Below are 10,115 nucleotides of genomic sequence, written 5' to 3' on the forward strand. Positions count from 1 at the left end.
GAGGCCGAGCATAGGCGTTGCGCAGGGAGGTGACGGGCATGGATGCCCGTCAAGCGCTTGGGGCCAGGACGGCCCCTAAGCGCGGTCCTCCCGGAGCGACGCCGGCGCGAGGGAACCCCTGCGCGCAGCGCAGGGGCCGTATGCGGGAGCAAGCGGTTTTTGCCCCCCTTTTTTCCAAGAAAAATCTATGGTCACCCCCTTTTTTGCAATACTGATCATTGGGTGAAATGGATGGCTTGCGTAAATCTATCCGGCGTCGATTGGGCTGGTATCCCGCGCCACGATGAGTATTCGCACCTGGCGATCCTAATAAAGTAAGCGGCTTCTGAGAGCCAATTTTTCTTCCAGGATCATCGCCAGGCCGATCGGCCGTTTATTTCATCCGTTGTTCAGCTATCGCAAAACCTGATGGTAAAACTCGGTGCAGCACAACGGGGTCAGGCGTTCAGCGCGCCTGGCTCCGTTTCATATTGCGAGTGTCGAGTGGCAATGGCCCACGCGATGCGTGCCAGTTTGTTGGCCAACGCGCAGGCCACCACGTTGGAGTGGCGTCGTGTTGATAGCGTACGTACCCAGTCGGCCAATGGGCCACTCTGGTACTTCAAACGAAGCATGTAGACACGGGCGCAGAGCACCAGCAAATGCCGAAGGTTCTTGTCGCCACGTTTGCTGATTCCCAGCAAAGCCGGCTTGCCGCCGGTGCTGTATTGCCTGGGGACCAAGCCTACGGATGCTGCAAAATCACGACTGCTGCCGTACTGCCGAGCATCTCCCATTTCTACGGCCAGCAGGCTGGCGGTGATCGGCCCGACACACGGAATAGTCAGCAAGCGACTACCCAGATCATCGTCAGCCAGCTGGCTTGCCAGCTCTTCATCCAGCAGCTTGATCTGCTCGGTCAGGTAGACGAAGTGATCATGCAGGCGCTGCAGCAGTGCGACGAGGCGTACAGGCAGGTCGTGCTCTTCAAGCACTGAAGCGAGGCGTTTGATCACCGCCAGTCCCGTTGGCAGGCTGACGCCGAACTCGAGCAGGAAACCATGCATCTGGTTCACCGTTTTGGTCCGGTCGCGAATCAGTGATTCACGCATCCGATGAGAAACAGAGAGCGTCTGCTGCTCAGGCGATTTTGGCGTCACAAAGCGCATGGAAGGTCGGGAAGCGGCTTCACAGATGGCTTGCGCATCGACAAAGTCATTCTTGTTGCCCTGGACGAAAGGCTTAACGAACTGAGGTGAAATCAGCTTTGCTTCATGCCCTATCGCTTTGATTTCTCGCGCCAGGCAGTGTGAGCCGGCACAGGCCTCCATCACTACCGTGCAAGGGGGATGATTGGCCAGAAACCGCATCATCTGAGGCCTTGAACATTTCTTGCGCAACACTTCTTTGCCGGACTTTTCCTGGGCGTGTAGGTGGAAGGTATGTTTGCCGATGTCGATGCCGATCAGGGTCACGTTGCTCATGATGACGGTCTCCGAAGTAAAAACACCCTACGAAAGCGTACGCCTCGTAGGGTGCCGGGGGTGACCATCTCATTAAGGGGGTCGCCGTAAGGGCGAAAAGGTGACTAAGCATCACCCCAAAATCCGGATATGCCCGACGGCAGGCTGTTAGCTCAAACCCACCCAACAACCCCCCGCCCCACACTAAAAGCCTCCAACTCCACCTCGACAGCCTCAATGATCCGCTCAACATCCGCCGCCGCCATGACCGCCGTACAAGGAATCCCGGCAATGGCCAGCACCGTCTCCCCGGTAGCCCGATCGAACACCCGCGCGACCATGCTCCGCGGTGCATCCATGCTCGCCTCGAAACCCAAAGGATGAAAATGCCAGCGCATCACTTGGCAGGCATTGGGAAACGTCATCTTGTTCATGCCAACCTCCACGACCGGAAGCCCGAAAGCCCCTGCCCAGGAGCGCTTCATCCATCCACCCAGGCAGTCGGCAGACACTAAACATAGCAGCTGCCACACCAGTGTCCTCCCGCCCTGATGACAATTCGAAGCCTGTGTGATCGACATCACCAACAGCCCGACAAGCAGCACGCCACAACAGCACGCCAGCACAGGTGTTCGCGACCGGGGCGCCCCCCGCCCACCGCCAAGCTTCAGGCCACTTTCAGACCGACGGTCAACTCAGCAATCCGGCCGCGATGTTGATGGTGAACCCCAGAATCGCCGTGTTGAAGACGAACCCCACCAACGAGTGCCCCAGTACCACCCGCCGCATGGCCCGGCCGCCGACGCCCACATCGGAGGTCTGCACCGCCACGCTGATGGTGAATGCGAAATAGTGGAAGTCCCAGTAGTCCGGTCGCCGCTCGCCGTCGGCAAAGCGCAGCAGCGGTTGATCGCCGCTGTCGAGGTAGAACAGCCGCGCGTAGTGCAGGCTGAAGATGCAGCCGATCAGCAACCACGAGCCAGCCACGGTGAAGCCGGTGTACAGGTAATGCATCATCTGCGCACTGCCATGCAGGTCGCGGCTGGCCGCCAGTTCCAAGGTCACCGCAGCCAGGCTGGCGATGGCGGCGATGGAGACGGTGAACAGCACCAGGCCCGCGTTCTCGTCTTCGACGTTGGCCACCCGCTGTACCGTGTCCGGCGTCGCCCGCCAGGTCAGCCAGAGCACCAGGATCAGGTACAGCCAGACCCCGACGTTCCAGCCGGCCAGGAAGCGTTGGGTCCAGTCGTCGGCGGGGATCAGCCAGGCGCCGAGCAGGCCGGCCAGGGTGCCGAGGGTCAGGCGAGGATGGGAACGGGTCAGACGATGAAAGGCCATGGACGCTCGATGGGCAGAAGGGGTGCTTGAAGGCTAGCTCGAGCTGAGACGATGCGCGATGCCAGGCGTTCACTTCGCCGCGTCAGGCAGCGCGTGGGGCGTGTACTTGGCCGTCGGCAGCGCCAACTCGCCGAACGCCTGACCGGCTTCGATGTAACGCAGCGCCGACTTGGCATCTTTCCAGCCCACGTAGCTCATCAACGCCTTGAGCTCCCAGCCGTTGCTCGTCGCCCATGTGGCGAAGCCGCGGCGCAACGAGTGCCCGGTGTACAGCGTCGCAGGCACTCCAGCGCGTTCGAGCATGCGCCGCAGCAGGCCGATCAGGCTGTTGCTGTGCAGCGCTGTTTCGCCCAAGTGACCCCAGCGGTCGAGCTTGCGAAACACCGGGCCTCGGGCAATACCGGCCACCTCGATCCACTGCAGGTAGGCCGCCACCGGGCACAGCGCTTTGAGTGCCGGGGTGCGGTAGTGCACCCCGAGGGCTTCGCGATCGCCCTTGCTGCGGGGCAGGAACAGCGTGATGCCAACCCCAGGCTCGGCCTGGATATGCTCGACCCGCAGACGCGCCAGTTCGTCGCCGCGAAAACCGCGCCAGAAACCGAGCAACAGCAAGGCGGCGTCGCGTCGGGCCCGCAGCAGCGTAGGCAGATCGTGCCGTGCCTGGGCCTGGCGGGCCTCGTCCTCGAAGCCATCCACCGCCGTCTGCAGGTGCTGCAGCAGCAAGGGCGCGGCTTGGCGTGGCAGTGTGGGGTGCAGGGTGCGGATGCCCCGCAGCACCTGTCGCACCAAAGGCGCCTTGGTCGGATCGGGAAAGCCTTGCGCCTGGTGCCATTGGCTCAGCGCAGCGAGGCGCTGGCGCAAGGTGCTGACGGCATGCTGGCCGGCGTGATCGGCCAAATAGCGGGCAATGCTGTCGGCGGTGGCGGGCAAGAAACCGCCCCAGTGCACCTCGAAATGCTCGACGGCGGCTTGATAGCTGCGGCGGGTATTGTCACGGGTGGCAGCGCGGACGTAGCGCTCGATGTCGGTCATGGCGGGGCAGGCTGTGGCGCAGTGATCGCGCCACCATAAACCAGCCCGGCAGACGGCGCCATTGGCCGCCTCGCAGCCTGGCCATTGACGACTAAAATATTCTCCAGCGCCGATAGCACTTTGATAGCGGTGCTGTGTCTTTAATGGCATGCTGCACCCCATCTCCAATAAGAAGCTCCAGCCCCCGTCATCCGGGGCCTGGGGCCGCCAGCCGACTGGCTTGCAGGATGCGTGCGTGCCCATCCCCCTCACTGTTCGCAAGGTATCCTCATGTTCGATCGCAAAGTCAAAGCTCAGCTGGCGGCCAGTGAAGCCGAGGTCAGGCGTCTGCGCCAAGTACTGGACCAACTGGAACAGGGCACCCTGGCCTTGCGCCTGGATGCCGAGCGCCGCATCGTCGCCTGCAACGATGCGTGCGCTGCTGCGCTTGGCCAGCCCAAGGAAAAGCTGATCGGACGCCCCCTGATCGACCTGGTGCCCAGCTACGTCACGACGCTGCCGTGCTATCGCCGTTTCAACGAGTCGGTCTCGCGTTTTCAGCCGGTGACCGATGACTACCGCTTCCATAACCCGCAAGGCGGTCTCATCTGGCTGCGCCTGACCTGGTTGCCGGTCCGCGATGCAGACGGGCAACTGGACCACATCCAGGGCTTTGGCAGCGACACCACGGTGCAGATCGAGAAGAACCGCGAGAACGGCGCGTTCGTCGATGCGTTGTTCCGCTCCACGGCGGTCATCCAGTTCGACCTGGCCGGCAACATCCTCACCGCCAACGAGCAGTTCCTCAGCGCCATGGGCTATTCGCTCGGTCAATTGGTCGGCCAGCATCATCGGATCTTCTGCAGCGCCGAGGAAGTCGCTTCGCCGGCCTACGCCGAGTTCTGGAAGACCCTCAACAGCGGGCGCTACGTCGCCGGACGCTTCCGGCGACTGGACAGTCATGGCCAGGAAGTGTGGCTCGAAGCAAGCTACAACCCGGTCTACAACGCCGAGGGTCACATCATCCGGGTGATCAAGTACGCCTCGGTGGTCACCGACCAAGTGCGCAAGGAGCAGGAAATCCGCCGCGCCGCGGAAATGGCCCTGGATGTGTCGCGCACCACCGACGTCAGTGCCCGCGAAGGCGCGGCAGTGGTTCAAGAGGCGGTGAACACGATGCAGGCCGTGGCGGGGCAAATGCAGTCGGCGTCCACCACCATCGAGGCACTGGGCAAGCAGTCGGTGGTGATCAGTTCGATCGTGCAGACCATCGGCAGCATCGCCTCGCAGACCAACTTGCTGGCGCTCAACGCCGCCATCGAGGCCGCTCGTGCTGGCGAGCAGGGACGGGGCTTCGCCGTGGTGGCCGATGAAGTACGCCAGTTGGCCGCGCGGACCAGCAGCGCCACCGAGGAGATCGTCACGGTGGTGGCGCGTAACCAGCAATTGGCCGATCAGGCCGTGATCGAGATCGAAAGCAGTCGCGAGCAGGCCAGTGCCGGCCTGGCCTTGGCCGGTCAGGCCGGCACTGCCATCAGCGGGATTCAGGATGGCGCGCGGCGGGTGGTGCAGGCGGTGGGCCAGGTGACCCACGACCTGCTGTAAGGCGCAGTCCTCAGTCGGGCGCGCGCCAGATCAATTCGTCGGTGTCGTAGCCGCGTTGGCGGGCCACCTCCAGCAATTGGTTGCGGGTGTTCTCGCTGACCGTCGGCGTGCGCGACAGCAGCCACAGGTACTCGCGGTTGGGGTGGCCGACCAGTGCCACGCGGTACTCGGGATCGTGGTACAGCACCCAGTACTGGCCCTTGGCAGTATTGGGCGCCAGCTTGCTGAACCAGTTGTCGAAGCGCACCCACAGCTTGTCAGTCTGCCCGGGCTGTTGAAGCTGGGCGATGCCGGTGGCCTCCTGCCACTGGCCATCTTTTTCGCGGCAGCGGTTGGTCACATCGACCTGGCCGTCGCTGCGCAGGCGATAGTTGGCCTCCGACTGCACGCACTTGCGCTGGAAGAACATCGGCAGGCGCGCCAGCTCGTACCATTTGCCCTGGTACTGCTGCAGATCGACGGCCATGGTCTGCGGCGGCGGCTTGTCGTCCGGTGAACCCACGCAGCCGGCCAAGGCCAGGGTCAGGCAGGAAACCAGCAAAGTGGCGCGAATCGCCATGAGCAACCTCCAGGAAATTCATGATGTCGCTGTTTCGACGCCGCCGAGCCGGGAAAGTTGAATCGGTCAGCGGGCCTTCAGCGCTTGCTCCATCACCTGTTCGAGACCGGTGTAGGCCCCCGGGCCGATGACCACCAGCGCACTGGCATCCTGCGAACGAACGAAGGCGGCCAGCGCCTGCGGGTCGGCAAGCATGGCCTGGCGGATCCGCGCTTTGAGTGCCGGACACAGGTGGGCGCTGAGCACATAGGGATCGTAGGGAATCGGCGCCGAGCGCCATAACACCTGGAAGGCTTCCGGCTCGAGTGCATGGCGCGCCAGGTAGGCATCGGCGCGTTCACTGGCCACGAACGCCGCGTCCACGCGTCCCTCGAGCAGGGCGTCCAATGCCTTGTCGTGGGTGCCGGCGTAGACCAAGGCCCCGAAGTAGTCGCGCAACGGGGTATTCACGCGACCGGCGAACTCGACGCTGGGCACCAGGCTGCCGGAGGTGCTGGCCGGATCGCTCAAGGCCACCCGTTTGCCGCGCAACTGCGCGAACTGCGCAGGCCCATCCGCACGGGTCAACAGCAGCGACTGATACTGGCTGCCGGCCGCTGTGTACGCCCCGGCATTGAGGGCGAAGGTGGCGAAGGCCTCAACGCGCGGATCGCGTCTGTGCGCCAGCACGTAGGCGGCGGGTCCGAGCCGGGCGAGGTCGGCGCCGCCGGAGACGATGGCATCGACCACCGCCTCATAGGACGACGCCACCACCAACTCCACCGGCAGCCCGGTGACCTCGCTCAAATGCTGCAGCAACGGCTGGTGCTGTTCGAGCATGAGATCGGCGCTGTACATCGGAATCACTGCCAGGCGCAGTGTCCGCTCCGCGCAGTCGGCCAGCAGCGTGACCGGCAGCAACAGCAGTGCCAGCAGGGTGAATGCTTTGAGGATACGCATCAGGCCACCTGCACCGTGCTGAAAGGGGGGTAGTCGCGCAGTTGCGCGGCCGACAGCGGACGGCTGAAGTGATAGCCCTGGGCGATGTCGCAGCCGGCCAGTTTCAGGTACAGCACCTGCTCGCGGGTTTCCACGCCTTCGGCCACCACCTCCAGCCCCAGGCGCTTGGCCAGGATGATCGTCGAGGAGACGATGGGGCTGTCGTCATGGCTGTTGCACAACGGGGCGATCAGCGAGCGGTCGATTTTCAGCTTCGACAGCGGCAACGCCTGCAGGTGGGCGAAACCGGCGTAGCCGCGACCGAAATCGTCGAGGCTGATGCCGATGCCTGCCGTGCGCAGGCGGTGCAGGTGTTCCAGGGCCGTGCCTTCGGGGTCGAGGATGGTGGTCTCGGTGATCTCCAGTTCCAGATGGCGATTGTCGATGCCGTACGCAGTCAATAGCGCCAGCAGGCGCTCGCTGAAATCGGCCTGGCGCAGTTGCAGTGCCGAGACGTTCACCGCCAAGGGCGTCTCGCGGCCCTCGGCGTGCCAGCGAGCCAGTTCTTCGCAGGCCAGGCGCAGTACCTCCCAGCCGAGTTCGACGATGAAACCGCTGCGCTCGGCCATGCCGATGAAGCGGTCCGGGTAGAGCAGCCCGAATTCCGGATGGTCCCAGCGCACCAGCGCCTCGTAACCCTGCACCTGCAAGGTGTCCAGGCGCACCTGCGGTTGGTAGTGGAGCACGAACTGGCGTTCGGCCAGGGCACTGCCCAGGGCTTGTTCGAGGGTGAAGGCCTGGATGTCGGGCAGGTTCAGCGACGGGTCGAAGAAGCGGTACTGGGCGCGGCCGGCCTGCTTGGCCGAATACATCGCCGCGTCCGCGCAGCGGATCAGGCTGTCGACCTCCTGGCTGTCACGCGGGGCGATGCTGACGCCGATGCTCGGGCTGGTATTGACCTCCTTGCCATCCAGGGCATAAGTGGCCGAGAGCTTGGCCACCAGTGCACGCACCCAGGCATCGATTTGTTCTTCGCTGCGGTTGCCGGCCAGCAGCACCACGAACTCGTCGCCGCCAAAGCGCGACGCTTCGTCTTCTGGCTCGAGCAGGCGCTGGATACGCCCGGCCACCGCCTGCAGCAGCAGGTCGCCGATCTTGTGGCCCAGTGAATCGTTGATCGACTTGAAGCGGTCCATGTCGATGAACAGCACCGCAGTCAGGCGCCTGCGCCCGCGCTGTCGGGCCAGTGCCTGGGCCGCCACTTCGACGAACTGGCGACGGTTGTGCAGACCGCTGAGGTGGTCGGTGGCGGCGGCGTGGCTGCTGCGCCGGTGGGCCTCTTCCAGGCGGCCGATCAATTCCTGGTTCACCTGCTGCGCCTGTTCCAGTTCGGTAAAGGCGTCCTGGCGCTTGCGCAGCAGGCGCAGCCCCCAGGCCAGGCCGCCGAGGATCAGCACGGTCATGCACAGGTTCAGCCAGAACTGGCGTTGGTAGGCGAGGGTGGTCGGGGCGAGGATCTCGTCCTGGCGCTGGCTCACCACGACGCTGAAGCCGCGCTCGGCCACGCGCCGGTACAGGCTCTGGAAGCTGCCCTCGTAGCTGTACTGGGTGAACTGTCCGGATTCGCCTTCGCTGTCGGGCACCTCCGGCGCCAGGGTTTCGCCGGCTACCACCACGCCGCTGCCGTCGATGCGCACCCGCTCGCGGCCATCGGCCTGGAGCAGGCGCAGCATGCCGCTGCGGCCCAGGTCGATATGTTGGAAAAGCATCGCCAGGTAGCCGACGTCCAATTGCACCACCAGGACGCTGTCGACCTCTCGGCCACGCAGGTCGGTCAGCGGCAGCAGAAAAGGCAGTCGCCAGTTGGGCAGGGTGGGTGTCGTCGCGTGTGCTGGCGTGCTCGGCATGAACGGCTTGAAGCCATGGCGCGACACGTGCTGGCGAAGTTGGTCGAGCCAGTCGTCCGACAGCCGTGGCGCTTCGTCGCTGTGACTGGCGGCGACCAGACGGCCCTGGCGGTCGTACAGGCTCATGCGCTTGAACACCGGATCTTCGGCCAACAGCCGCGCCAGGCTCAGGCTGCCTTGGCGCGCGCCGAGCAGGTCGTTGCGGCTGACCCGACTCACCGCTTGGGCACGGTCGACCAGTTGGCGCAGACTCTCGCCGACGATGTTGGCCAGGTTCAGGTGCTCGGCCGCCTTGGCGGCCAAGGCGTCGTGCCGGGCGGCGGCCTTTTGAGCCACGTGCAGCCCCCACACAAACGCCAGGATGACACCGCACAAAATCAGCAGCAGCAGGGGCAGCAGCCCAGCAGGCGAGAGGTAAGGGCGCTTCACTTCATCCGAGTTCCAAGGGGCTGGGAGGCTCGAAAATAAGTCAGGCAGATGACAGGAGAATGACTGATGGCAAAGTGCCTTGCCTGTTTTACAGTCGCTCGCTCTGAGGAAACGGCCTACCTCGTGGCAGGAAGGAAGTATGGCCCCGTTAGGAAATGCTTGGCTCCGACTGTCCAGGGGACTGAACAGAATCATCCCCGGCCATAGCGGCCTTAGGTTTCTAATGACTCAGGAGCTCCTCAATGTTTACAAACAAAGCCCGGCAGGTTATGCCATTGATCCTGCTGACCCTGGCGACGTTGCAGGGTTGCGCCAGCATCGCCGGCGATTCGAGCTACCCCGTCGCCGTCTCGACTACGCCGCCGGGCGCCACCTTCGAAGTGGCCGACAAACGGGGCAAGGTCGTCCACCAGGGTCAGACGCCAGCGGTGGTGGTTCTACCCTCTTCGGACGGCTACTTCAAAGGCCAGACCTACACCCTCACGTTCCGCCGCGAAGGGTTCACCGACCATACGGTCGAGCTCGATTCGAAGATCAGCGGTTGGTATTGGGGCAACATTCTGCTGGGCGGCGTCATCGGCATGTTGGTCGTCGATCCACTTACTGGCGCGATGTACAAGCTTCCTGATGACGTGAAGGTAAAGCTGGACGCGCCGCGCGCCGCACAGGCTTCGGCGGCCTCGTCTGCCGACCTGCGTGTTGCCTCGATCGAAGACCTCACCCCCGCGCAACGCGAGCGGCTCGTCCCGCTGCACTGACGTAGCCACACACGATCGCCGCCGGGCTGTGCCCAGGCGGTCGTTCTCACCCCCTTTGCAAGGTCTTGCAACGGCAGCACGCGTTGGCTTGTCCGCCTTTGTCCCCGCTTCCCCTGTCACCGCTGGCGCACCCGATCCTCTAGCTTTG

General features: G+C 64.0%; 8 protein-coding genes and 2 pseudogenes. 3 read left to right on the top strand and 7 right to left on the bottom strand.

Translation table 11 applies throughout. The features are described from left to right. Positions 1-437: 437 nt before the first annotated feature. The 4 genes from ACK2SD_RS11010 to ACK2SD_RS11025 all read right to left on the bottom strand — a co-directional run bounded on the left by ACK2SD_RS11010 (position 438) and on the right by ACK2SD_RS11025 (position 3,812). Positions 438-1,463, bottom strand: coding sequence for an IS110 family transposase (locus ACK2SD_RS11010; protein WP_412460344.1), 1,026 nt, complete (start codon positions 1,461-1,463; stop codon positions 438-440). Between the two features lie 152 nt (positions 1,464-1,615). Beyond that, positions 1,616-1,876, bottom strand: a complete 261-nt coding sequence (locus tag ACK2SD_RS11015; protein ID WP_029615193.1) for a DUF1652 domain-containing protein — start codon at positions 1,874-1,876, stop codon at positions 1,616-1,618. A 256-nt stretch (positions 1,877-2,132) separates the two neighbouring features. Continuing rightward, a complete protein-coding gene (locus ACK2SD_RS11020; RefSeq protein ID WP_039578237.1) occupies positions 2,133-2,780 on the bottom strand; it encodes a DUF1345 domain-containing protein in 648 nt (215 codons plus the stop codon). A 69-nt stretch (positions 2,781-2,849) separates the two neighbouring features. Beyond that, positions 2,850-3,812 (bottom strand): site-specific integrase, encoded by a 963-nt coding sequence (locus ACK2SD_RS11025; RefSeq protein ID WP_412462124.1) that lies wholly within the window; start codon positions 3,810-3,812, stop codon positions 2,850-2,852. 270 nt (positions 3,813-4,082) lie between these two features. Here ACK2SD_RS11025 and ACK2SD_RS11030 point away from each other — a divergent pair. Both ACK2SD_RS11030 and ACK2SD_RS11035 read left to right on the top strand, forming a co-directional pair. Continuing rightward, positions 4,083-4,811, top strand: a pseudogene (locus tag ACK2SD_RS11030) (PAS domain-containing protein); the annotation flags it as partial. Positions 4,812-4,958: 147 nt separating this feature from the next. Continuing rightward, positions 4,959-5,396: pseudogene (locus ACK2SD_RS11035) on the top strand (methyl-accepting chemotaxis protein); the annotation flags it as partial. 10 nt (positions 5,397-5,406) lie between these two features. On the opposite strand, the gene ACK2SD_RS11040 reads toward ACK2SD_RS11035, so the two are convergent. From ACK2SD_RS11040 to ACK2SD_RS11050, 3 genes are all read right to left on the bottom strand, one after another. Then, complete coding sequence (locus ACK2SD_RS11040; RefSeq protein WP_412462125.1) at positions 5,407-5,955, bottom strand: lipocalin family protein; 549 nt, start codon at positions 5,953-5,955, stop codon at positions 5,407-5,409. Positions 5,956-6,021: 66 nt separating this feature from the next. Further along, entirely contained in the window at positions 6,022-6,894 is an 873-nt protein-coding gene (locus ACK2SD_RS11045; protein WP_412462126.1) for a phosphate/phosphite/phosphonate ABC transporter substrate-binding protein, read from the bottom strand. After that, on the bottom strand, positions 6,894-9,209 hold the full coding sequence (locus tag ACK2SD_RS11050) for a putative bifunctional diguanylate cyclase/phosphodiesterase (RefSeq protein WP_412462127.1): 2,316 nt from the start codon (positions 9,207-9,209) through the stop codon (positions 6,894-6,896). The genes ACK2SD_RS11045 and ACK2SD_RS11050 overlap by 1 nt, the downstream gene beginning before the upstream one ends. 242 nt (positions 9,210-9,451) lie before the next feature. Between ACK2SD_RS11050 and ACK2SD_RS11055 the strand changes: the two genes are divergently transcribed. Then, positions 9,452-9,967 carry a hypothetical protein gene (locus tag ACK2SD_RS11055; RefSeq protein WP_412462128.1) on the top strand — a complete coding sequence of 172 codons (516 nt, stop codon included), beginning with the start codon at positions 9,452-9,454 and terminating at the stop codon, positions 9,965-9,967. The last annotated feature ends 148 nt before the right edge of the window (positions 9,968-10,115 follow it).

The organism is Pseudomonas sp. SC11 (assembly GCF_047039205.1).
Taxonomy (GTDB): Bacteria; Pseudomonadota; Gammaproteobacteria; order Pseudomonadales; family Pseudomonadaceae; genus Aquipseudomonas; species Aquipseudomonas boreofloridensis.